General features: G+C 69.2%; 17 protein-coding genes. 14 read left to right on the top strand and 3 right to left on the bottom strand.

Going from position 1 to position 23727, the window contains the following annotated elements:
* Positions 1-57 precede the first annotated feature (57 nt).
* Both EJ903_RS17140 and EJ903_RS17135 read left to right on the top strand, forming a co-directional pair.
* On the top strand, positions 58-3033 hold the full coding sequence (locus tag EJ903_RS17140; protein ID WP_126617674.1) for a PAS domain-containing protein: 2976 nt from the start codon (positions 58-60) through the stop codon (positions 3031-3033).
* Between the two features lie 44 nt (positions 3034-3077).
* On the top strand, positions 3078-3302 hold the full coding sequence (locus EJ903_RS17135) for a hypothetical protein (protein WP_126617672.1): 225 nt from the start codon (positions 3078-3080) through the stop codon (positions 3300-3302).
* Positions 3303-3423: 121 nt separating this feature from the next.
* Here EJ903_RS17135 and EJ903_RS17130 read toward each other — a convergent pair whose 3' ends face one another.
* Positions 3424-5136, bottom strand: coding sequence for a cation acetate symporter (locus tag EJ903_RS17130; protein WP_246015684.1), 1713 nt, complete (start codon positions 5134-5136; stop codon positions 3424-3426).
* Positions 5133-5444: a DUF485 domain-containing protein gene (locus EJ903_RS17125; RefSeq protein WP_126617671.1), complete on the bottom strand. Its 312-nt coding sequence runs from the start codon at positions 5442-5444 to the stop codon at positions 5133-5135. The genes EJ903_RS17130 and EJ903_RS17125 overlap by 4 nt, the downstream gene beginning before the upstream one ends.
* Positions 5445-5679: 235 nt before the next feature.
* Between EJ903_RS17125 and EJ903_RS17120 the strand changes: the two genes are divergently transcribed.
* The 6 genes from EJ903_RS17120 to EJ903_RS17095 all read left to right on the top strand — a co-directional run bounded on the left by EJ903_RS17120 (position 5680) and on the right by EJ903_RS17095 (position 14929).
* Positions 5680-8580 (top strand): cache domain-containing protein, encoded by a 2901-nt coding sequence (locus EJ903_RS17120; protein ID WP_126617668.1) that lies wholly within the window; start codon positions 5680-5682, stop codon positions 8578-8580.
* A 125-nt stretch (positions 8581-8705) separates the two neighbouring features.
* Positions 8706-9428 (top strand): response regulator transcription factor, encoded by a 723-nt coding sequence (locus EJ903_RS17115; protein WP_126617665.1) that lies wholly within the window; start codon positions 8706-8708, stop codon positions 9426-9428.
* A 170-nt stretch (positions 9429-9598) separates the two neighbouring features.
* Entirely contained in the window at positions 9599-11227 is a 1629-nt protein-coding gene (locus EJ903_RS17110) for an acyl-CoA synthetase (protein WP_126617663.1), read from the top strand.
* A gap of 162 nt (positions 11228-11389) precedes the next feature.
* Complete coding sequence (locus EJ903_RS17105; RefSeq protein ID WP_126617661.1) at positions 11390-12142, top strand: electron transfer flavoprotein subunit beta/FixA family protein; 753 nt, start codon at positions 11390-11392, stop codon at positions 12140-12142.
* Positions 12139-13065: an electron transfer flavoprotein subunit alpha/FixB family protein gene (locus EJ903_RS17100; protein WP_126617659.1), complete on the top strand. Its 927-nt coding sequence runs from the start codon at positions 12139-12141 to the stop codon at positions 13063-13065. Before EJ903_RS17105 ends, EJ903_RS17100 begins: the two co-directional genes overlap by 4 nt.
* A gap of 55 nt (positions 13066-13120) precedes the next feature.
* The gene (locus tag EJ903_RS17095; RefSeq protein WP_126617657.1) at positions 13121-14929 is read left to right on the top strand and encodes an acyl-CoA dehydrogenase; all 1809 of its coding nucleotides are present in this window, start codon (positions 13121-13123) and stop codon (positions 14927-14929) included.
* Positions 14930-15030: 101 nt separating this feature from the next.
* On the opposite strand, the gene EJ903_RS17090 is transcribed toward EJ903_RS17095, so the two are convergent.
* Positions 15031-16020 carry a 2-hydroxyacid dehydrogenase gene (locus EJ903_RS17090; RefSeq protein ID WP_126617655.1) on the bottom strand — a complete coding sequence of 330 codons (990 nt, stop codon included), beginning with the start codon at positions 16018-16020 and terminating at the stop codon, positions 15031-15033.
* Positions 16021-16253: 233 nt separating this feature from the next.
* On the opposite strand from EJ903_RS17090, the gene EJ903_RS17085 reads away from it, so the two are divergent.
* The 6 genes from EJ903_RS17085 to EJ903_RS17065 all read left to right on the top strand — a co-directional run.
* Positions 16254-16787, top strand: a complete 534-nt coding sequence (locus EJ903_RS17085) for an SH3 domain-containing protein (protein ID WP_126617653.1) — start codon at positions 16254-16256, stop codon at positions 16785-16787.
* Between the two features lie 92 nt (positions 16788-16879).
* The gene (locus tag EJ903_RS17080) at positions 16880-17551 is read left to right on the top strand and encodes a DUF2239 family protein (protein ID WP_246015682.1); all 672 of its coding nucleotides are present in this window, start codon (positions 16880-16882) and stop codon (positions 17549-17551) included.
* Positions 17551-21117, top strand: a complete 3567-nt coding sequence (addA, locus tag EJ903_RS17075) for a double-strand break repair helicase AddA (RefSeq protein WP_126617651.1) — start codon at positions 17551-17553, stop codon at positions 21115-21117. The genes EJ903_RS17080 and addA overlap by 1 nt, the downstream gene beginning before the upstream one ends.
* A 156-nt stretch (positions 21118-21273) precedes the next feature.
* On the top strand, positions 21274-21597 hold the full coding sequence (gene trxA / locus EJ903_RS17070) for a thioredoxin TrxA (RefSeq protein WP_126617649.1): 324 nt from the start codon (positions 21274-21276) through the stop codon (positions 21595-21597).
* 57 nt (positions 21598-21654) lie between these two features.
* The gene (locus EJ903_RS27355; RefSeq protein WP_210211465.1) at positions 21655-22146 is read left to right on the top strand and encodes a hypothetical protein; all 492 of its coding nucleotides are present in this window, start codon (positions 21655-21657) and stop codon (positions 22144-22146) included.
* A partial coding sequence (locus EJ903_RS17065; RefSeq protein WP_148105285.1) for an AAA family ATPase occupies positions 22143-23727 on the top strand: 1585 nt, incomplete at its 3' end. The genes EJ903_RS27355 and EJ903_RS17065, both read left to right, overlap by 4 nt.

Here is a 23727-nt window from a genome sequence, read left to right as displayed (position 1 = left end):
TGGCGGCGGGTTGGCCCATCGGATGGCGTGGTTGGAACCAACGGAGCGGACGCATCAGTGCCCGAAACCCCTGAATCCGGGACCGGATCGGCCCAGGAGCCACGCTCGTTTGGCTGGCGGCTGTCCGGGGGCACGCCTCTTCCATCGGGCGGACGGGGCGGCGTGATGGGGCGGGTGGTGGCGTGGCGTGTCGGCCTGTTGGCGGCGGTGATCGGCGGCATCGCCCTGGTCGCCTTCGAGGATCTGCGCCGCGCGCGCGACCGGGCGACCGAGGACGCGCTGCGCCAGACCCGCAATCTGGCGATCACGCTGGAAGCCGACGCGCTGAACACCATCCGCTCGGCCGACCAATCGCTGTTGGCGCTGATCGAAAGCCTGGGCGCGCGCCACCCGGCCCCGCTCCCGGCGGTTGTGCCAACGGTTCCCGACAGCGGGTCGCAAGGCGGCTCCATCCCGACCGTCCGCTCCCTTCTGGTCGCCGATCAGGAGGGGGTGGTGCGCTTCAACACCGGCGCGTCGACCATAACCCGGGTCCAGGGGCTGGATCTGTTCGAAACCCCGCGCGCCACCCGGACCGACACCCTCCACCTGTCCACCCCCTTCCGCGACGGCAACGGCGATGGGTGGCGCATCGCCGTCAGCCGCCGTCTGACCGGCCCGGATGGGCACTTCGCCGGGGTGGCCGCCGCCATCATCGACCTGCGCCGCTTCACCCGCTTCTACGCCTCGCTCGACATCGGGCGGCAGGGCTTCATCACCCTGTGGCACGAGGACGGCGCGGTGCTGGCCAACTCGCGCCCCAACGTGCCGACGGAGTCGGATCCCTACGCCAACGCCCGTTTCCTGCCGCGCTACACCGACGGTCTGCAAACACACACCCTGACGGGCGTGTCCAGCTACGACGGGGAAGACCGCGTCGGCACCGTGCGCGCGGTCGAAGGGCTGCCGTTGCACGTTCTGGTGCGGATGAGTTCGGTGGATTATCTGGCGAGCTGGCGCGCCGATCTCTGGCGGCGGGTGGCGGAAACCGCCGTGATGACCGGTCTGTTGATCGCGCTGGCCGTTCAACTGCTCCGCCATCTCGGACGGCTGGAGAAAACCACCAAGGCCCTGCGCGCAAGCGAACGGCAATCCCAGGCCCTGTTCAACAGCAGTTTCCAGATCATGGGCCTGTTGTCGCCCGATGGCCTGGTGGTGGCGCTCAACCAACCCGCCTGCGCGCTGGCCAACCTGCCGCCGGAAGCGGTGATCGGCCGCCCGGCGTGGGAGTTTCGCGGCTGGGCGCGCACGCCGGAAATCGCCGCGCAGTTCCGCCATTCCATCGAAACCGCCGCGTCGGGCCAGTTCGTCCGCTACGAAACCGACGTCCACACCGCCGACGGCGTCCGCATCATGGACGTGTCGATCAAGCCGGTGTTCGACGAGGCGGGCCACGTCGTCCTGATGGTGACGGAGGCGCGCGACATCACCGAGCGCAAACGGTTCGAAAACAGTCTGCGCGAAAGCGAGGCGCGCTTGCGCTCCTACCTGGACGCCGCGATGGAGGGGTTTTTCATCAGCGACGAGTCCGGGCGGTGCGTCGATGTGAACCCCGCCGGTTGCCAGACCCTGGGCTACAGCCTTGACGAGATTTTGAACCGGCGGGTGCTGGACCTGATCGCGCTGGACCACCCGATGGGACCGAGCAGCGCCGACGGGTTCCGCACCTGCAAACGCACCGGGGTGTTTCGCGGCGAAATGGCGTTGCGGCACCGGAACGGTGCGACCCTGCGGGTCGAGGTCAACGCGGTGCGGCTGGACAACGGCCTGTATCTGGGCGTCACCCGCGACGTCACCGAACGCCGTCTGGCCGAAGAGGCGTTGAGCGCCAGCACCGCCCGCCTGTCGGCTCTGGTCCACGCGTTGCCCGATCTGGTCTTCATCCTCGACGACGAGGGGCGTTACCGCGAGATCTTCGCCAACAGCGACGCGCTGCTGGTGCTGCCGGTCCAGCAGATGATCGGGCGGCGGGCGGAGGAGGTGTTGCCCGACTGGCGCGGACGGCAGTTGATGGACAGCCTGCGCCGCACCCTGTCCACCGGCCAGCCCCAGCGCATGGAGTATCAGTTGACCGTGCAGGCGGGGCTGCGCTGGTTCGAGGCGCGGACCCAGAAGCTGGCCGATGATTTCGGCGCGCGCCCCAGCGTGCTGATGCTGGTGCGCGACATCACCGAACGGATCGAGGCGGAAGACCGGCTGGCCGCCGCGAAGGAGCAGGCCGAGGCCGCCAACCGCGCGAAAAGCGCCTTCCTCGCCACCATGAGCCACGAGCTGCGCACGCCGTTGAACGCCATCATCGGCTTTTCCGACATCATGCTGCACGAGCTGTTCGGCCCTCTGGGCAACCCGCGCTACCACGATTACGCCCGCCATGTGCAGAACAGCGGCCGCCATCTGCTGGAACTGATCAACGACGTGCTCGACATGTCCAAGCTGGAGGCCGGGCGCTTCACCCTGGACGAACAGTGGATCGATCTGGCCGACGCGCTGGACTCCTGCCGTGCGCTGTCGATCCTGCCCGCCGAGCGTGGCCAGGTGCAGTTGACGGTGACGATTCCGCCCGATCTTCCCCGCCTCTACGCCGACGAACGCGCGGTGCGTCAGGTGCTGCTCAACGTGATGGCCAACGCGGTCAAATTCACCCCCAGCGGTGGACGGGTGGAGGTGCAGGTGGAGGTCTGCTGTGGCGGCGGTTCCGGCGAGGCGCAGGGGGATTTGGTGGTGACGGTGCGCGACACCGGCATCGGCATCGCCCCCGACGCGCTGGCCACCATCGCCGAACCCTTCCAGCAGGCCGACAGCTCCATCGCCCGCCGCTTCGGCGGCAGCGGCCTGGGCCTGTCGATCAGCCGCAACCTGATCGACCTGCACGGCGGCAAATTGACCATCGACAGCGATCTGGATCGCGGGACCACCGTGCGCATCCTCTTCCCCGCCGCCCGCGTCGAACGCGCCGCCATGGCGACGGTGGCCGATCCCAGCCCCCCGGCGTAACCTTCCCCCACCCAGCGCCCCACCCAACCAGGAAACAGCCCACCATGATCGGAAACGACGGCAAGCCGGTGTCCAAGGCCGACCTGCGCGCCCACATCGCCAACTACAACACCCAGTCCCGGGGATCGAAGGAGTTCGCCGCCATCCCCCGCGCCCTGGTGACGATCCTCGACGGGTTGAAGCTGGGCAAGACCGGCTACGTCAAATGCCTGGACGGTCAGGTTCAATTGTCCCGCCGCAAGGACAACACGGTGTCGGCGGGGGCCTGACTTTCCCCTTGCTCTTCCCCGGTGCCCAACGGCAACGGCCCTCCCCCGTGGACACGGGAGAGGGCCGTCGTCGTGCAACACCGCCTCGGCGTTTGGAGGTCAGGGCGTCAGTGGTTGCCCATCAATGGTTGGACGCCGCCGCCGCGCCGATGCCGGTCTGCGAGCGCACGAACTGGTCGTCGTAGGCCCCGCGTTCGGCCTGCGCCCCGGCGCTGCGGTCCAGCTTGGACACGACGATCGTCACCAGGAAGGCCAGCGTCATCGAGAACAGGGCCGGGTGTTCGTAGGGGAAGATCGGGGCCGGGTTGTTCAGCACCACCACCCAGACGGCGTTCGACAGCACCACCATCGTCACCGCCGACACCAGACCGGCCAGACCACCGGCCAGCGCGCCGCGCGTCGTCAGCCCCTTCCAGTACATCGACAGGATCAGCACCGGGAAATTGACCGACGCCGCGATGCCGAAGGTCAGGCCGACCAGAAAGGCGACGTTCTGCTTCTCGAACGCGATGCCCAGCACGACGGCCAGCACGCCCAGCACCAGCGACGCGATCTTGGACACGCGCATCTCCTCGCGCTCCGTCGCCTGCCCCTTGCGGATGACGCGGGCGTAGAGGTCGTGCGCGATGGCCGACGCCCCGGCCAGCGCCAGACCCGAGACCACCGCCAGGATGGTGGCGAAGGCGACCGCCGACAGGAAGCCCAGGAACAGGTCGCCGCCCAGCGCCTTGGCCAGATGCATCACCGGCATGTTGCCGCCGCCGATCAGCTTGCCGCCGACCTTGCCGCCTTCGAAGAATTGCGGATCGGTGCCGACGATGGTGATCGCCGCCATCCCCAGGATGCAGACCAGCAGGAAGAAGAACCCGATGAAGCCCGAGGCCACGAACACGCTCTTGCGCGCTTCCCTCGCGTTGGGGACGGTGAAGAACCGCATCATGATGTGCGGCAGCGCCGCCGTGCCGAACAGCAGCCCCAGCGACAGCGACACCGCCGACACCGGATCGGCCAGCAGCGTGCCCGGCCCCATGATCTTGATGCCGTCCTTGTGCGAGGCGACGGCGCTCTTGGCGATGGCCTCCAGGCTGAAGCCGAAGCGCGACAGCGCCAGGAAGGCCAGCATCGCCCCGCCGCCCAGCAGCAGCACCGCCTTGATGATCTGCACCCAGGTGGTGGCGATCATGCCGCCGAAGGTGACATAGACCACCATCAGCACGCCGACCACGACGACCGCCACATTGTAATCCAGCCCGAACAGCAGCTTGATGAGCTGCCCGGCCCCAACCATCTGGACGATCAGGTAGAAGCACACCACCGTCAGCGAGCCGATGGCGGCGAAGCTGCGGATCTTGTTCTGGTCCAGCCGGTAGGACGCGATGTCGGCGAAGGTGAAATGGCCCAAATTCCGCAGCCGTTCGGCCAGCAGGAACAGGATGATCGGCCAGCCGACGAAAAAGCTGATGGTGTAGACGAAGCCGTCATAGCCCTTGGCGAAGACCAGGCTGGACAGGCCCAGCAGCGTGGCCGCCGACATGTAATCGCCCGCGATGGCCAACCCGTTCTGGAAACCGCTGATGCCGCCGCCCGCCGTGTAGAAATCGGCGGTCGATTTGGTCCGGCTCGCCGCCCAATAGGTGATGCCCAGCGTCATCACGACGAAGGCCAGAAACATGGCGATGGCCGAGACGTTGACCGGCTGCTTGTCCACCGCGCCCAAATCCCCGCCCGCCGCCAGCGCCGACCCGGCGGCCAGCGCCACCAGACCACCCGCCAGACCGGCGACCAACGCCGCCGTCGAACGCCCCGAAACCGTCTGTTCCCCCGCGCGGCTCATGGCTGGCTCTCCCGCGTGATCTGGTCGTTCAGCTCTTCGAACACGCCGTTGGCGAAGTGCGAGTAGACGCCGGTCAGCAGCCACGACACCACGATGATCGCCGCCCCGATGGGGAAGCCGACGCTCAGGGCCGAATCCTCGCCCAGCGGGGCGCGCAGCACCTGCGGGGCAAAGGCCACCACCATCATGAAGGCGTAGTAGGACACCAGCACGATGGCCGACAGGGTCAGGGCCAGACGGCTGCGCCGCCGGACCAGATCGTGGAATTTCGGGTTCTGGCGAACCCGCGCGTAGATGGGGTTTGACATGCTTCCTCCAGACGATGCCCGTCGTGGCCGACGGCCGTCTTTTGTCGTTGCGCGCCCCCTTGGCGGGGGATCCTGCCACACCCCCTACACCCGCTTTTTTGCCCAAATTTCCCGGAAATATGACGAATTGTTTCAGGTCAAATTTGGCAATTTTCGCAGCCTTTGCGGTTGAGCGGCGGCGGCGAAGCTGAAACTATGGCCGGGCCTGTCCCCAGCCCCATCCGCGCCCCCGACCATGGTCCGCTCGCCCCTGTTCCTCCGGCTGTTCTCGGCCATCCTGTTGACGCTGGGGCTGTTTTCGTCGGCGGTCTATCTGCTGTCGGTCCCGCTGATCGAGGAAAAGGCCTATGAGATCGAGCGGGACGCCAGCCGCACCATCCTCGACAACGTGTTCGAGCTGGTCAGCAAAATCCGGGGCGGGCTGGAGGAGCAGCGGACGGCCACCGTCGAATCCTACAAGACCCGGCTGCGCGACATGGTGTCGGCCGCCGCCGGTTACATCGACCATGTCCACAGCCGCGCCGACCGGGGCGAGATCACCCGCGAGGAGGCCAAGCGGCAGGTGGCGGAGGGGTTGCAGGCCCTGCGCTATGGCAGCGACGGCTACATCTGGGCCACCGATTACCAGTCGGTCATTCTCTCCCACCCGTCGCCCGACTATCAGGGCCACGACAAATCGGACCTGCGCGACAACACCGGTCGTTACATCCTGCCCACCATCATCGCCACCGCAAGGCGCGAGGGCGACGGCTTCCTGACCTATCCCTGGTGGCGGCCCAACGGCGACGAGCGCGCGCCCAAGCTCAGCTATTTCCGCGACCTGCCCCAGCGCGGCATCGTCGTCGGCACCGGTGCCTATCTGGCCGACGTGGACGCCGAGGTGGAGCGGCGCAAGGCCGAGGCCATCGAGGATCTGCGCCAGGCCCTGCGCAACCTGCGCATCGCCCGCACCGGCTATCTCTACATCTTCGACTCGGCGAACCGGATGATCATCCACCCGAACGCCAACATCGAAAACACAGCCTTCGGCACGCTGGTCAACCCCGTCACCGGCAAACCCATCGCCGAAGAGCTGAAGATCGCCGCCGCGCGCGGCGAACCGCTGACCTATCTGTGGGACAAGCCCGACGACCCCGGCAATTACGCCTATGAGAAGATCAGCTGGGTCCGGCATTTCCAGGGCTTCGACTGGTACATCGCCTCGTCGGTCTATGTGGAGGAGCTGCGGCGGTCGTCGGTGGTGCTGGGCAACCGCATCCTCGCCATCGCCGTGGCGCTGATGCTGACCGGCGGCGTGCTGGGCTATGTTGCGGTGCGGCGGCTGGTCGGGCCGTTGCGGCGGCTGGCCGACACCGCCGCGCTGGTGCGGGCGGGCGACCTGAACGCCGAAAGCGGCATCCGCCGCGACGACGAGATCGGCCAGCTTGCCGCCGCCTTCGACGCCATGGTCGGGCGGGTGCGCGGCAACATCGCCACGCTCGACAGCCGGGTGCGCGACCGCACCGCCGCGTTGGAGGACGCCAACACCCGCCTGCGCGCCGCCGTCGCCAGCCAGGACACCGCCCGCCGCGCCCTGGCCGAGGCCGAGGCCCGCCAGCGCGTGATCCTCGACGCCATCCCCGCCAGCATCGCCGGGCTGGATTGCGCGGAACGGCTGACCTTCGCCAACCGGCGCTGGGCCGAGCTGGTCGGGCGCAGCAAGGCCGAGGTCATCGGCCAGCCGCTGGCCGCCATCGTCGGGCGGCGCGCCCACGCCACCCTGTCCCCCCACCTCGACCGTTGCCGGGCGGGGGAGGCGGTGACGTTCGAATACAGCCTGCCGCGCGGCGGGCGCACGCTGATCACCAAAACCACCCTGATCCCCCACACCGGGGCGGACGGCGCGGTGGCCGGGCTGTTCGTGCTGACGCTCGACATCACCGACGAAAAGCAGACCGAACGCCAGCTGGTGGAGGCGCAACGGCTGAAGGCGGTCGGCCAATTGTCCGGCGGGCTGGCCCATGACTTCAACAACCTGCTGTCGATCATCATCGGCAACCTGTCGGCGGCGCGCGAACGCTACGCCGGGGTGGAGGGGTTGGACGCCTATCTGGAACCGGCCCAGCGCGCCGGGCGACGCGGGGCCGACATCACCGGGCGGCTGCTGGCCTTTTCCCGTCAGCAACCGCTGAAGCCCGAACCCATCGAGCTGTGCGGCCTGCTGCGCGACATGGCGGTGCTGCTGCGCCGCTCCTTCCCCAGCAACATCGCCATCACCGTGCCCGGAGAGGGGCCGGACGCCTCCCCCCCGAACGTCTGGACCATCGCCGACCAGACCCAGTTGGAAAACGCCCTGGTCAATCTGGCGATCAACGCGCGCGACGCCATGCCCGACGGCGGGCGGCTCGACATCGCCGTCGCCCGGCGCACCGTGATGGCGGAGGGGGTGGCGGACTCCCCCCCGCCCGACGAACTGCCCTTCGACGAGCCGGTCCGCCCCGACGATTATCTGGAGCTGCGCATCCGCGACAGCGGCAGCGGCTTCACGGTTGAAGCGCTGGCCCGCGCCGTCGAACCCTTTTTCACCACCAAGGCGCAAGGCTCCGGCCTGGGGCTGTCGATGGTCTATGGCTTCGTCAAGCAATCGCGCGGCTATCTGCGCATCGACAGCGTGGCCGGGCGCGGGACCACCATCACCCTGCTGCTGCCGCGCGCCGAACCGGCCCCGCACCGGGCCGACACCGCCCCACCGCCGCCCGACGCACTGGACAGCGGGTGGCGCGGCACGCTGGCCCTGGTGGCGGAGGACAACGACGACGTGCGGCAGGTGATGCGGCAACAGCTGGTCGAGCTGGGCTTTTCCGTGGTGGAGGCCGCCAGCGGCGACGAGGCGGCGGAGCTGGTGGAGCAGATCGACGGCCTGTCGCTGCTGGTGTCGGACATCGTCATGCCCGGCCTGTCGGGGATCGAGCTGGCCCGCCGCGCCCGGCGGCTGCGCCCGGACCTGCGCGTGGTGCTGGTCAGCGGTTTTTCCGTGGAGTCTGGCGAGCCGCCCCCCGACACGGTCATACTGGGCAAACCATGGGACAAGCGGGATCTGGTGGCCGCCATCGGCCGCATCGGCGATCCCGCCAAAACCCCCGCCGCCACGGCCTGAAGCAACCCCCGCCGCCACGGCCTGAAGCAACCATGGCCTGAACGGCCACGGTCCAACAAGCGAACGGACCGGACGGTGCGGGGCAGCAAGGACACCCGGCAAACGGGGAAACGGGGGAAACGCGCGTGACACACAAGAAGCGGATCTATCTGGTGGAGGACGAGGCCGACATCCGCCACCTCGTCACCGGGGTTCTGGAAAGCTACGGCTACGAGGTCGCGGCCTGGGGCAGCGGGCGCGACGCGCGCCAGGCGATCCAGCGCCAGGCCCCCGACCTGTGCATCGTCGATCTCGGCCTGCCCGACATGGACGGGTTGACCCTGGTGCGCGAGCTGTGGGCCGACGTCCGCTTTGGCGTCATCATCCTGTCGGGGCGGGGCGGCACCTCCGACCGGGTGCTGGGGCTGGAGCTGGGGGCCGATGATTACATCGTCAAACCCTTTGAACCGCGCGAGCTGGTCGCCCGCGTCAACAGCGCCATCCGGCGGCGCGAGCAACTGACCACCGCCGCCGCCACGGCGGAAACCGGGCGCGCCCGCTTTGGCGGCTGGGTGTTCGATCTGGGCGACCTGACCCTGACCGCCGACGACGGGCGTCAGGACAGCCTGACCGCCGCCGAGGCCGCCCTGCTGCTGACCCTGCTGAAAGCGCCCAAGCGGGTGCTGTCGCGCGAGCAGTTGCAAGGCCCCGACCTGGACCGCGACGATTTCCCCTACGACCGCAGCATCGACGTGCGGGTGTCGCGCATCCGCAAAAAGATCGAGGAGGACCCGCGCGCGCCCCGCCTGATCAAGACCGTCTACGGTGCCGGCTATCTCTTTGCCGGGGATGTGGCCTGGTTGCGGTGAGGCGTGGCGCGGACGCCCGCAACAATTGGTCATAATCGGGAGAAAGTTTCGCAAAGCTGACCTGATACAGCACCGGATCAGAGCCGAACCAACCGGCCCGACCGGTCACGGCAGCAACGCCAACCAACAAGAATCACAACCAACAAAATTACCCTGGGGAGAATGGTCCGATGAAGGAAGCCAACGCTTACGACCGTGACCTTGACCGGAACGCCGCGAATTTCGTGGCGCTGTCGCCGCTGACCTATCTGGAACGCGCCGCGTCGGTCTGGCCGGAACGCACCGCCGTCATCCATGGTCCCGTCCGCCGCAACTGGGCCGAGACCTTCTCCCGCGTGCGCCGTCTGGCCGCAGCGCTCGCCGCGCGCGGCATCACGACCGGCGACACCGTCGCCATGCTGGCCGCCAACACGCCCGAACTGTTCGAGGCGCATTTCGGCGTGCCGCTGGTGGGCGGCGTGCTGAACGCCATCAACACCCGGTTGGACGCCGAGGCCATCGCCTTCATCCTGACCCACGGCGAGGCCAAGATCCTGTTCGTCGACCGCGAGTTCTCCGCCGTGGCGAAAAAGGCGCTGGCCCTGCTCGGCGCGCCGATCCCAGTGATCGACATCGACGATCCGCTCTACAGCGGCGGTGAGCTGATCGGCTCCTGCGATTACGAAGCGTTTCTGGCCGGGGCGGACGGTGAGCATCCCTGGATCCTGCCGACCGACGAATGGCAGGCCATCGCGCTCAACTACACCTCCGGGACCACCGGCAACCCCAAGGGCGTGGTCTACCACCATCGCGGGGCCTATCTGAACGCGGTGTCGAACGCGCTGTCCTGGAACATGGGCGACGCCCCGGTCTATCTCTGGACCCTGCCGATGTTCCATTGCAACGGCTGGTGCTTCCCCTGGACCATCGCCGTCACCGCCGGAACCAGCGTCTGCTTGCGTCAAGTCCGCCCCGACGCCGTGCTGCGCCTGATCCGCGAGGAGCAGGTCACGCATTTCTGCGGCGCGCCCATCGTGCTCAATCTGCTGAACAACGCCCCGGCCGATCTGAAGGCGGGCATCGATCACAAGGTCAAGGTGATGGTCGCCGGGGCCGCCCCGCCCGCCGCCGTGATCGCGGGCATGGAGCGGATGGGCTGGGAGGTGACGCACGTCTACGGCCTGACCGAATGCTACGGCCCGACCGTGGTCTGTGTCTGGCACGACCGCTGGAACGACCTGTCGATCGACGACAAGGCGGCGATCAAGGCCCGCCAGGGCGTGCGCGGCCCGATGCTGGAGGAGATCGTGGTCGCCGATCCGCAAACGCTGGAACCGATGCCCAAGGATGGCCGCTCGATGGGCGAGATCCTGATGCGCGGCAACAACGTGATGAAGGGCTATCTGAAGAACCCCAAGGCGACAGCGGACGCCTTCGCGGGCGGCTGGTTCCACACCGGCGATCTGGCCGTCTGGCACGCCGACGGCTATGTCGAGATCAAGGACCGCTCCAAGGACATCATCATTTCCGGCGGCGAGAACATCTCCTCCATCGAGGTGGAGGATGTGCTCTACAAACACCCCGACGTGCTGGAGGCCGCCGTCGTCGCCCGCCACGACGAGAAATGGGGCGAAACCCCCTGCGCCTTCGTCAACCTGAAGGACGGGGCCGCCGCGACCGAGGCCGACATCATCGCCTATTGCCGCGCCCACATGGCCCATTTCAAGGCCCCGCGCACCGTGGTGTTCGGCCCGCTGCCAAAGACCTCGACCGGCAAAATCCAGAAATACGTCCTGCGCAAGAAGACCGAAGAGCTGTAAGCGGGCCTCCCGGCACCCGCCCGCCTTTTCCCGGTCCCCGCCACGGTCCCCACCACCACCCTCTCCCGCCCCCCAAGCGGGGGAGGGGCAGGGCCGTCGCGCGCCCGCACCACCCCCCACTCCCCCATCCGTTCTTCCCATCCGTTCTTGAGGATCCCCGCCATGAAAATCCTCTGCGCCGTCAAGCGCGTCGTGGATTACAACGTCAAGATCCGGGTCAAGACCGACCGGACCGGCGTTGAGACCGCCAACGTCAAATTCTCGATGAACCCCTTCGACGAAATCGCCGTGGAAGAGGCGGTGCGCCTGAAGGAAGCCGGGGTCGCGACGGAAATCGTCGTCGTCACCGTCGGCCCGGCCACCGCCCAGGACACCTTGCGCACAGCGCTGGCGATGGGGGCCGACCGCGCCATCCTGGTGCAGACCGACACCGAAACCCAGCCGCTGGGCGTGGCCAAGGCGCTCAAGGCCATCGTGGCGCAGGAGGCCCCCGGTCTGGTCATCCTCGGCAAACAGGCCATCGACGACGATTGCAACCAGACCGGCCAGATGCTGGCCGCCCTGCTGGGCTGGGGCCAGGGGACCTTCGCGTCCAGGATCGCCGCCGCCGACGGCGGCCTGACCGTGACCCGCGAGGTCGATGGCGGGATGGAAACGCTGGCCCTGCCGCTGCCCGCCATCGTCACCGCCGATCTGCGCCTGAACGAGCCGCGCTACGCCACCCTTCCCAACATCATGAAGGCGAAGAAAAAGCCGCTCGCCACCGTGACGCCGGACGCGCTGGGCGTCGATCTGACCCCGCGCCTGACCACCCTGTCGGTGTCGGAACCGCCGGGCCGCAGCGGCGGGGTGAAGCTGCCCGACGTCGCCACCCTGGTCGCCAAACTGAAGAACGAAGCGAAGGTCATCCCATGAGCATCCTCCTTCTGGTCGAACATGAGCAGGGCCAGCTCAAGGCCGCGACCCGCAACGCCGTCACCGCCGCGAAGGCCATCGGCGGCGACATCCACGCGCTGGTCGTCGGGTCGGGCGTGGCCGGGGTGGCCAGCGCCGCCGCCGCCATCGACGGCGTGACCAAGGTGCTGCTGGTGGAGTCGCCACTGCACGCCCACCCGCTGGCCGAACCGTTGAGCGCGCTGATCGTCACGCTGGCCGGGGGCTACCGCCACATTCTGGCCCCGGCCACCTCGACGGCGAAAAACGCCCTGCCGCGCGTCGCCGCCCTGCTGGACGTGGCGATGCTGTCGGACATCACCGGGGTGGTCGCCCCCCACCGCTTCGTCCGTCCGATCTACGCCGGAAACGCGCTCGCCACCGTCGAAACCGCCGATTCGCTGGTGATCGCGACCGTGCGCGCCACCGCTTTCGAGGCCGCCGGGGACGGCGCGCCCGCCCCGGTGGAAACGATCCCCGCCGTGGCCGATCCCGGCCTGTCGCGCTTCGTCTCGGCGGAATTGTCCAAATCGGAACGGCCCGAACTCACCTCGGCCCGCATCGTGGTGTCGGGCGGGCGCGGCATGCAGTCGGGCGAGAATTTCCACCTGCTGGAGGCCATCGCCGACAAGCTGGGCGCTGCGGTGGGGGCCTCGCGCGCGGCGGTCGACGCCGGGTTCGTGCCCAACGATTATCAGGTCGGCCAGACCGGCAAGATCGTCGCGCCCGACCTCTACATCGCCGTCGGCATCTCCGGTGCCATCCAGCATCTGGCGGGCATGAAGGACAGCAAGGTCATCGTCGCCATCAACAAGGACGAAGAGGCCCCGATCTTCCAGGTCGCCGATTACGGCCTGGTCGCCGACCTGTTCAAGGCGCTGCCGGAGCTGTCCGCCGCGCTCTGAGGCTCCCCCGTCCGCAAACCTGTCCATCCCCCATCCGTTAGGGAGGCGTCTCGCCATGCCCGCCTATGTTCCGCCGCTCAAAGAGATCCGCTTCGTCCTCGACCATCTCGTCGGCATGGCCGATGTGGCCGCCCTGCCCGGATTTGGCGACGCCACCCCCGACATGGTGGACAGCATCCTGTCGGAAGCCGCCAAGATCGCCGAACACACGCTGGCCCCGCTCAACGAAATCGGCGACCGCCAGGGGGCGACGCTGACCGCCGACAAGACCGTCCGCACCGCCGATGGCTGGAAGGACGCGTGGCAGACCCTGATCGAGGGCGGGTGGAACGGCCTGCCCTTCGACCCCGAACAGGGCGGGACCGGCCTGCCCAACCTGCTGAACACCGCCGTGCACGAGATGTGGCAATCGGCCAACATGGCCTTCGCCCTCTGCCCGATGTTGACGCAAGGGGCGGTCAACGCCATGCGGCTCTACGCCGACGACGCGTTGAAGGCGCGCTATCTGCCCAAGATGGTGTCGGGCGAATGGACCGGCACGATGAACATCACCGAACCGCAGGCCGGATCGGACCTTGCCGCCACCCGCTCGCGCGCGGTCCCGAACGGCGACCATTTCCTCGTCACCGGCCAGAAGATCTTCATCACCTACGGCGACCATGACCTGACGGACAACATCATCCATCTGGTGCTGGCCCGCCTGCCCGACGCGCCGCCGGGCGTGAAGGGCATCAGCCTGTTCGTCGTGCCGAAGGTCCTGGTCAACGACGACGGCAGCCTGGGCGCGCGCAACCAAGTCACCTGCGTGTCGCTGGAACACAAGCTGGGCATCCACGGCAGCCCGACCGCCGTCCTGTCCTTTGGCGACGAGGGCGGGGCCATCGGCTGGCTGGTCGGCCAGCCGAACCGTGGCCTGGAATGCATGTTCGCCATGATGAACCACGCCCGCCTGAACGTGGCGATGCAGGGCTTGGCGATCGCCGAGCGCGCCTATCAACAGGCGTTGGGCTACGCCCGCGACCGCGTGCAGGGCAAGCCGGTGGGCTGGAGCGGCGACGGGCGCTTTGCCATCGTCCATCACCCCGACGTGCGCCGCCTTCTGATGGGGATGAAGGCGCGGATCGAGGCGATGCGCGGCCTGCTCTACACCGCAGCCGCCGCCGTGGACGTCGCCCACAGCCACGCCGACCCGGATGAACGGGCGCGGGCCGCGCTGCTGGTCGATCTGCTGACCCCGATCGCCAAGGGCTGGTGCACCGAAACCGGGCAGGTCATCGCGTCGGACGGCGTGCAGGTCCATGGCGGCATGGGTTTTGTCGAGGAAACCGGAGCGGCCCAGCATTACCGCGACGCCCGCATCACCACCATCTACGAAGGGACCACGGCGATCCAGGCCAACGATCTGGTCAACCGCAAGATCCTGCGCGACGGCGGGGCGGCGGTGCGCGGCCTGCTGGCCGACATCGCCGCACTCGGGCGCGAGCTGGGCGACAGCCCGGACGAGGCGCTGCGCCTGACCGGCTTTGCCCTGCGCGACAGCGTCATCCACGCGGGCGACGCGGTGGAATGGCTGCTGACGGCGACGGGCGACGCCCGCCTGCCGGCGGCGGCCTCGGCCCATCTGCTGGAGCTGTTGGGGCTGGTGACGGGCGGTTGGCAACTGGCCCGCGCCGCGCGGGTGGCCACGAGCCTGCTGGCGGGCGGCGCGGGGGATGCCGACGCCGCCTTCCTGTCGGCCAAGCCGCTGACCGCGCGCTTCTTCGCCACGCAGTTCCTGCCCCGCGTGGCCGCGCTGCGCGCCGCCATCGTCACCGGATCGGGCGCGGTGATGGCGCTGACCGACGAGCAGCTCTTCGCCGCTTGAAGGTGGACAGCGAAACGCCCCGTCCCCCGTCAGCGGCGGGGAAAGGGGCGTTTCGTTGATTGGCTTCGTTGGCTGGTTCTGTTGCTTGAACCCGCCGCCGCTTACAGCAGGGTTTCCAGCACGCGGTCGGGCGGGGTGTGGCCGTCGATGAAGGTCTTGATGTTGATGACGACCTTCTCGCCCATGTCGATGCGGCCCTCGATGGTGGCCGATCCCATGTGCGGCAGCAGGACGACGTTGTCCAGCCGCAGCAGCTTGGGGTTGACCGCCGGTTCATGCTCGAACACGTCCAGCCCGGCCCCGGCGATCTCGCCCTTGGACAGCATCCGGGTCAGGGCGACCTCGTCGATCACCTCCCCGCGCGAGGTGTTGACGATGTAGCAGTGCGGGCGCAGCAGCTTCAGGCGGCGTTCCGACAGCAGATGATAGGTGGCCGGGGTGTGCGGGCAGTTGATCGACACGATGTCCATCCGCGCCAGCATCTGGTCCAGGCTGGCCCAATAGGTGGCCTCCAGCTCCTGTTCCAGTTCGGGATGCACGCGGCGGCGGTTGTGGTAGTGGATCGACATGCCAAAGGCCCGCGCCCGGCGCGCCAGCGCCTGCCCGATGCGGCCCATGCCGAGAATGCCCAGCCGCTTGCCGGAAATCCGGTGGCCCAGCATGGTCGTCGGCCCCCAGCCGGTCCATTGGCCCGAGCGCACCAGCCGTTCGCCCTCGGCCACGCGCCGCGCGGTGGCCAGCAGCAGCGCCATGGTCATGTCGGCGGTGTCCTCGGTCAACACGCCGGGCGTGTTGGTGACGACAATGCCGCGCTCCCGCGCCGCTTTCAGGTCGATGTGATCGACGCCGGTGCCAAAGGAGGCGATCAGGCGCAGGCGCGGCCCGGCCTTGTCCAACAGCTCGCGGTCGATGCGGTCGGTGACGGTGGGGACCAGCACGTCGGCGTTGGCCACGGCGTCGGCCAGCTGGGCGGCGGACAGGGGCGTGTCGTCCGGGTTCAGACGGGTGTCGAACAGCTCCATCATCCGGGTTTCGACGACGTCCGGCAGCTTGCGGGTAACGACGACGAGCGGCTTTTTCTTGTCGGTCATCGAGCTGGTGCCTCCCCTAACCTTCCATCGCCATGCGCGGGCGCGCGCGACGGCCAGCGGTTGCCATACCAAGCGGTTGTTTCACTGTCCAGATCGCTGTGACGAATGACCGCTCCAACACCGCCCCGACACCACCGCGAGCCTTGCCCCGGACGAGTCCGCCTCCCTATAGTGCGGCGCAAGGTCCAGCCGATCCGCCCGACTCGCCAACCCGTTTCCGCCCCGGTGCCTCCATGCTCGCTCGCCGCTTCGCCTCCGTCGCGTTGGCCCTGATGTTCGGGGTTGGATTGATTGGGAGCGCCGGAGGGGTCCACGCCGCCGAACCGCGCAAGGAAAAGGATCCGACCCACGCGTCGGGCCTGCCGATCCCGCGCTTCGTCACCCTGCGCGTGGGCGAGGTCAATCTGCGCTCCGGCCCCAACGGCAGCTACCCCATCGACTGGGTGTTCACCCGCAAGGACATGCCGGTGGAAATCATCCAGGAGTTCGACACCTGGCGGCGCATCCGCGATTGGGAGGGGGCCGAGGGCTGGGTCCACCAAAGCGCGCTGGCCGGGCGGCGCGGCGCGCTCGTCACCGGGCAGGTCCGTTCCCTGCGCAAGCACCCGCAAAGCGACGCCAGCGTGATCGCGCGGGCCGAGGTCGGCGTCATCGGTTCCCTGAAGAAGTGCCAGGGCGATTGGTGCGAGATCGACATCAAGGGCTATCGCGGCTGGTTGCAACGGTCGGAGTTCTGGGGGACCTACCCCGGCGAAAAAATTGAGTGATTTTACCCCGGCGTTATTGACGTTTCTTCACCAAACAGGCTAAACCACGCCCGCCGCCCTCCGCTTCCCGGAGGACCAGGAGACCCATCCCCGTGACCCGCCGCGACCCGTCCGCCAGCGACAGCCCGTCCATCAGCCCGACCGGAGCCGCCGCCAGCCCCGCCGCCCTGTCCCCCACCACCCCCTGCATCGCCTTCGCCGGGTCCCGCCGCATCGCGATGGGGCCGCTGGCCACGCTGGCCCGCGCGGTCAAGGCGCACAGCGACGGCGGCGACACCGCCCCGATCCTGGTGTTCGAGGCCGCGACCAGCGCGCGGGTCGAGCTGGACCTGCGCGGCAGCCTGGACGAGGTGCTGGCCCGCCTGCCGCAACCCGCCCCGGTGGAGGCCGCGCGCAAGAACGGGCCGGGCCGCCCCAAGCTGGGCGTGGTGTCGCGCGAGGTGACGTTGCTGCCGCGCCATTGGGATTGGCTCGCCACCCAACCCGGCGGGGCGTCGGTGACGCTGCGCAAGCTGGTGGAGGAGGCCAAGCGCGCCAGCCAGGACAAGGACCGCGCCCGCCGCGCGCTCGACGCCGTCCACCGCTTCATGACCGTGATGGCGGGCGACCTGCCGAATTACGAGGAGGCCACGCGCGCCCTGTTCGCCCAGGACGCCGACCGCTTCACCGCGCTGATCCAGCCCTGGCCGGACGACATCCGCGCCCACACCGCCGCGCTGGCCGCCACCCTGACCGGTGGGGACACCGCGACCCAGGCGGCGTGATGACGGCCCCCGCCTCCCCGCCCGACACCCCCGCCCCCGACCCTGCCCGCAGCCTGCCGCCCGACCCCAACGTCGCGCAGTTGCGGGCGTCCAACCCCGGCGCGTCGGTGTGGGTGGGGGCGTCGGCGGGATCGGGGAAGACCAAGGTCCTGACCGACCGGGTGCTGCGGTTGATGCTGGCCGGAACCCCGCCCGCCCGCATCCTCTGCCTGACCTTCACCAAGGCGGCGGCGGCGGAGATGGCCAACCGGGTGAACCGCACGCTGGGCGATTGGGCGACCCTGCCCGACGACGCGCTGGAGGACCAGCTCGCCAAGCTGTGCGGGGAGCGGCCCAGCCGCGAAACCCGGATCAACGCCCGCCGCCTGTTCGCCCAGGTGGTCGATTGCCCGGGCGGGATGAAGATCCAGACCATCCACGCCTTTTGCCAATCGCTGCTGCGCCGCTTCCCGCTGGAGGCCCGGCTCGCCCCGCATTTCGAGGTGATGGACGACCGCACCGCCTCGGCCCTGCTGGTGGAGGCGCGCGACGCCGTGCTCCACGCCGGGCGGCAGGCCCCCGACAGCGCGCTGGGCCGGGCGATGACCCGCCTGACCGCCGAGCTGAACGCGGAGGATTTCGCCGGCCTGCTCGCCACCCTGACCGCCGAGCGCGGCCAGATCCAGCGCCTGACCACCGCCTTTTCCGGGCTGGACGGGCTGATCGAGGCGGTTTACCGCCGGTTGGAGGTGGCCCCCGGCACCAGCGAAACCGCCCTGATCGCGGCGGCCTGCGCCAGCGGAAGCGACGACGCCACAGCCGACGAACCCGCCCTGCGCGCCGCCTGCGCCGCGCTCGCCAGCGGCAGCGCCACCGACCAGGAGCGCGGCATCGCCCTGCAACGCTGGCTCGACGCCGATCACCCCCGCCGCGTTGCCGGGTTCGACGCCTATCAAAAGCTGTTCCTGACGGCGGAAGGCACGCCGCGCAAAACCCTCATCACCAAAAAGGCCGCCGCGTCCGCCCCCCAGGCCCCCGCTGATCTGCTGGCGGAGGCCGAACGGCTGGTGATGGTGGGCGAGCGGGTGCGCGCCGCCGGGGTGGCCGCCGCCACCGCCGCGCTGCTGACGCTGGGCGACGCCATGCTCGACGCCTACCGCGCGCGCAAGGCCGGGCGGGCGTTGCTCGATTACGACGACCTCATCCTGTCGGCCAACCGCCTGCTGCACGGCGAGCAGGGGCAACCGCCCGCCACGCCCTGGGTGCTCTACAAGCTCGACGGCGGCCTGGATCACATCCTGATCGACGAGGCGCAGGACACCAACCCGGAGCAATGGCGCATCGTGGAGGCGCTGGCCGACGAGTTTTTCGCCGGGGTGGACGCGCGGGCGGCGGACGGCACGCTGCGCACCGTCTTCGCGGTGGGCGACGAGAAACAGTCGATCTTCAGCTTCCAGCGCGCCGATCCCGCCGAATTCAACCGGATGCGCCGCCATTTCCAGGCGCAGGCGGAGGCGTCGGAACGGCTGTGGGCGTCGGTCGATCTCGACGTGTCCTTCCGCTCCACCGCCGCCGTGCTCGACGCGGTGGACGCCGTCTTCGCGCTCGACACCGCGCGCGACGGCGTGGCGTCGGACGCCGCCCCGGTCATCCGCCACCACGCCTTCCGCAAGGGCCAGGGCGGCTTGGTGGAGCTGTGGCCGCCGGTCAAGCCCGCCGATGCGGTGGACAGCGCGCCATGGTCGCCGCCGGTGGAGCGCGAAACCGCCGATTCGCCGTCGGCCCGGCTCGCCGCCGTGCTGGCCGCCACCGTGGCCGATTGGCTGGCGCGCGGCGAACGGCTGGCGGCCAAGGGCCGCGCCATCCAGCCCGGCGACATCATGGTGCTGGTCCGCCGCCGCACCGATTTCGTCACCGAACTGGTGCGGGCGCTGAAGGAACGCGGCGTGCCGGTGGCCGGGGTCGACCGCATGGTGCTGACCCAGCAATTGGCGGTGATGGACGCGCTGGCGCTGGCCGATTTCCTGTTGCTGCCCGACGACGATCTGACGCTCGCCACCCTGCTGAAAGGCCCGCTGATCGGCCTGACCGAGGAGGAGCTGTTCACGCTGGCCCAAGTGTCGATGCCGAACGGCCGACGCGGCACGCTGTGGCGGGCGCTGGTGGCGCGGGCGGAGCATGACCCCGCCTTTCGCCCGGCCCGCCGTTATCTGGGCGATCTGCTGGCGCGCACCGACTTTTCCGCCCCGTATGAGCTGTTCGCCGGTCTGCTGAACCGCCCCTGCCCGGCCGACACCCGGTCGGGCCGCCGCGCCATCCTGAAACGGCTGGGGCCGGACGCGCAGGATCCGTTGGACGAGTTGCTGGCCGCCTGCCTGGCCTTTGAACGGACCGAGCCGCCCTCCCTGCAAAATTTCCTGGCCTGGATGGCGGCCAGCGACGCCGAGATCAAGCGCGAGCAGGAGCAGAGCGGCGGCGTGGTGCGGATCATGACCGTCCATGGGTCCAAGGGCTTGCAGGCCCCCATCGTCTTCCTGCCCGACACCATGGGCAGCCCGACGCAAAGCCCGGCGATCCTGTGGCCGGACGCCGATTGCCCGGTTCCCCTCTTCGCCGCCCGCCGCGCGCAGGAGGATGGGCAGAGCGCCCAGGCGCGGGCGCGGGCCAACCGGCGGCGCGATCAGGAATACCGCCGCCTCCTTTACGTCGCGCTGACCCGCGCGGAGGACCGGCTGTATGTCTGCGGTTATCAGGGCCGCCGTGAACCGCCGGAGGATTGCTGGTACCGGCTGGTCGAAGCCGCCCTGCGCCGCATCGCCCAGCCGCTGGCCTTCGACGCCACCGGGCTGGATCCGGCGGGCTGGGCCGGGGAGGGCTGGCGGTTGACCGGGCCGCAGACCGCGACCCCGCCCGTTCCCGCGCCCGACGCCAGCGCCGCCGCCGATCCCGGAACCCCGGTCTGGCTGACCGCCCCCGCCCCGACCGAACCCGAACCCTCGCGCCCGCTCACCCCGTCCCGCCCGGATGGGGAGGAACCGGCGGTGCGCTCCCCGCTGGGGACCGACGACGGCCAGCGGTTCAAGCGCGGGCTGCTGGTCCACCGGCTGTTGCAGACGCTGCCCGACCTTGACCCCGGCGCGCGCGCGGACGCCTGCCGCCGCTTCCTCGACCGCCCGGCGCACAAGCTGACGGCGGAGGAGCGCGAGGCCATCGCGGCGGAGACGCTGGCGGTGTTGAGCCATGCGGACTTCGCGCATCTGTTCGGCGCGGGATCGAAGGCGGAGGTTCCGTTGGTCGGCGTCGTCCAGGGCCGCGCGCTGGCCGGGCGGATCGACCGGCTGGCCGTGCGCGGGGCGGAGGTCTGGATCGTCGATTACAAGACCAACCGCCCGCCGCCGCGCGTTTTGGACGATGTTCCATCGGTTTACCGCCGCCAGATGGCCGCCTACCGCGCCGCACTCACCGCGATTTACCCCGGCAAAACCATCCGCTGCGCCCTGCTGTGGACCGACGGGCCGTTCATCATGGAGCTGCCCGCCGCCCTGCTCGACGCCATTGATTTCGCCCCGCCAACGGGGGTGGAATAGGGGGCCGACCGGGTGGGGGCAGGACCGGACCCGATGGGGTGACTTGACCGGGACCGGCGGTACACCCTACATTTTGCTCAATTCCACAGACAGGGGTGGATGGTCTGCGGCGCGCCCGCGCGTTCGCATCCCCCCTGAATTCAGGCACGAGGTCACATGAGCAGCACCATCAAGGTTACGGACGCGAGCTTCGAGCGGGACGTTCTGCAGGCGGCGGGTCCGGTCCTGGTCGATTTCTGGGCGGAATGGTGTGGACCCTGCAAGATGATCGCCCCGGCGCTGGACGAGCTGGCCGCCGAAATGACCAATCGCGTGACCGTCGTGAAGCTGAACATCGACGAGAACCCCACCACCCCGACCAAATACGGCGTGCGCGGCATCCCCACCCTGATGCTGTTCAAGGATGGCAACGTCGCCGCCACCAAGATCGGTGCCCTGCCCAAGAGCGCCCTGTTCCAGTGGGTCGAATCCTCGCTGTAACACCCATCCGCATCCCTGCGGGTCAAACAACCCCGTCGCTCCACAGCGGCGGGGTTTTTGTTTGGGCATTTTTCTCTCCATTTCGCCGCATGCCTTTGCTACGCTTCCACCCATACGGGTAAAAACCGCAGGGGAAACGCCGACATGGACGCCGTCACCACCGCCACTCAAGTCACCGCTCTGTTGTCACCGCTGCTGCCCGCCATTCTGGATGGCGGCGCGAAGGAAATCGGCAAAACCGCTGTTGCCGCCACCTTTGAGCGGGGAAAGACGATTTGGGCGCTGTTGAGCGGCGCGCCCAAAGGCGACAGTGTTGTGGCAAAGGCCAAGCAACTCGCGGCGACGCCCGATGACGATGACGCCCGCAACGAACTCGACGACGCCATCACCGGCCTGCTGAAACGAAACGCTGACCTGTTGGAAAAGGTCGCCGCCGCGTTGGCCGACGGCACGGGCGGCAACACGGTCATCGCATCGGGCGCGGGGGCCGTGGCGATTGGCGGCAACGCGAATGGTGCGCGGATCTCCACCAGACTGGAAAAGAAATGACGCTCCCCGGAGATCAGACAACGGCAAGCGCTCCGGGGGCCGTTGCCATCAACGGGGATGCCCCCAACGCCGTCATCAACCCGACGATCCACCTCCCCGCCCCACCGGTCCCGCCCACCGCGTTTCAGCAACTGCCGGGGGATTTGCCGGAGTTTGTTGGGCGGGATGCGGAGTTGGCGACGCTGACGGCGGCGTTGGACAAGGACGGCGGCGCGACGGTGGTGATTGCGGCGGTGCAGGGCATGGGCGGGGTGGGCAAGACCACGCTGGCCCAGCACGCCGCCCAACGTCTGACCCACCGCTACGACCGGCAGATCGTCGTCGATCTCAACGGCCATGGCGTGGGCGCGCCCACCGCCCCGCTGGACGCGATGATGCACGTCATCCGCGCCTTTCACCCGGAAACCCCGGCCCTGACCGATCCGGCCCAGGCCCGCGCCATCTACCGCGCCACGCTGTCCGGCAAAAAGGCCCTGATCCTGCTGGACAACGCCGCCGACACCGATCAAATCCGCGACCTGATCCCGCCACCCCACTGCGGCGCGCTCATCACCGCGCGCACGCTGGTGCAGCCGCCGGGATGCCCAAGGCCGTTGACGCTCGGCCTGCTGCCGCTGGCCGATTCGGTGGCCCTGCTGCGCACCCTTGCCCCCGATGCGACGGGGACGGAGGACCAGTGGACCCGCTTGGCCGAGTTGTGCGGGCGCTTGCCGCTGGCCCTGCGCGTCGCCGGGGCCACGCTGGCCGCCGCCATCGATCTGACCCTGTCCGACTACCTCACCGAATTGGCGGACGAGGGCACCCGCCCGCACCGGTTGTTCCTCGACGGCGACAGCGGTTCCAACGTCGCCGCCATCCTCCGCCACAGCCTGCACCGCCTGACCAAACAGGATCCCGCCCTGGCCGCCCGCTGGCAAAGCCTGTCCATCATCCCCGCCGACTTCGACCGCGCCGCCGCTGCGGCGCTGTGGAAGGTCCCGGACGCGGACGCCGCCCGTCCCCTGAGCACCCTGCTCAACCGCTCCCTGCTGCTGCACGACGCGCCGACGCGGCGCTACCGCCTGCACGACCTGATGCGCCCGTTGGCCCGTGACCTGTTCGCCCCCGCCGAAGACCCGGAACCGGGAACCCCCGCCCGCCTCGCCACAGCGCAGGGCCGCTTCGCCCTCCATTTTATGGCGGTGTTGGAAGCGGCCAATGAGCTTTATAAGCGCGATCAGGACGGCGTGGCCGCCGGACTGGCCCGCTACGACGCCGACGCCCGCAACATCGCCGCCGCCGCCGCCTGGGCCATCGCCCACGCCGAGCACAACCCAACGGCGCAACGGGTCGCTGCAGAGTTGCCCGACGCCGGGGTGTATGTCCTGGATCTGCGCCTGCACCAACGGGAGTGGAGCGTCTGGCTGACCGTCGCCGCCGCCGCCGCGCGCCAGATGGGCAACCTCCGCCTCGCCGCCAACCACCTCGGCAATCTGGGCCTCGCCCACGCCGCTTTGGGCGAGACACGGCGCGCCATCGAGTTTCACCAACAGGCCCTCGTCATTTCGCGGGAGGTCGGGGATCGGCGCGGCGAGGGACAGG

Origin of the sequence: Azospirillum griseum, assembly GCF_003966125.1 — a bacterium.
GTDB lineage: Bacteria > Pseudomonadota > Alphaproteobacteria > Azospirillales > Azospirillaceae > Azospirillum > Azospirillum griseum.
The sequence above is the reverse complement of the archived record's forward strand: the minus strand, read 5'-3'. Positions and strand labels throughout refer to the sequence as shown.

Excerpts from the sequence above, each read along its gene's own strand:
- EJ903_RS17135 (WP_126617672.1), top strand. The coding sequence starts at position 3,078 with ATGATCGGAAACGACGGCAAGCCGGTGTCCAAGGCCGACCTGCGCGCC.
- EJ903_RS17130 (WP_246015684.1), bottom strand. The coding sequence starts at position 5,136 with ATGAGCCGCGCGGGGGAACAGACGGTTTCGGGGCGTTCGACGGCGGCG.
- EJ903_RS17125 (WP_126617671.1), bottom strand. The coding sequence starts at position 5,444 with ATGTCAAACCCCATCTACGCGCGGGTTCGCCAGAACCCGAAATTCCAC.
- EJ903_RS17120 (WP_126617668.1), top strand. The coding sequence starts at position 5,680 with ATGGTCCGCTCGCCCCTGTTCCTCCGGCTGTTCTCGGCCATCCTGTTG.
- EJ903_RS17110 (WP_126617663.1), top strand. The coding sequence starts at position 9,599 with ATGAAGGAAGCCAACGCTTACGACCGTGACCTTGACCGGAACGCCGCG.
- EJ903_RS17105 (WP_126617661.1), top strand. The coding sequence starts at position 11,390 with ATGAAAATCCTCTGCGCCGTCAAGCGCGTCGTGGATTACAACGTCAAG.
- EJ903_RS17100 (WP_126617659.1), top strand. The coding sequence starts at position 12,139 with ATGAGCATCCTCCTTCTGGTCGAACATGAGCAGGGCCAGCTCAAGGCC.
- EJ903_RS17095 (WP_126617657.1), top strand. The coding sequence starts at position 13,121 with ATGCCCGCCTATGTTCCGCCGCTCAAAGAGATCCGCTTCGTCCTCGAC.
- EJ903_RS17090 (WP_126617655.1), bottom strand. The coding sequence starts at position 16,020 with ATGACCGACAAGAAAAAGCCGCTCGTCGTCGTTACCCGCAAGCTGCCG.
- EJ903_RS17085 (WP_126617653.1), top strand. The coding sequence starts at position 16,254 with ATGCTCGCTCGCCGCTTCGCCTCCGTCGCGTTGGCCCTGATGTTCGGG.
- addA (WP_126617651.1), top strand. The coding sequence starts at position 17,551 with ATGACGGCCCCCGCCTCCCCGCCCGACACCCCCGCCCCCGACCCTGCC.
- trxA (WP_126617649.1), top strand. The coding sequence starts at position 21,274 with ATGAGCAGCACCATCAAGGTTACGGACGCGAGCTTCGAGCGGGACGTT.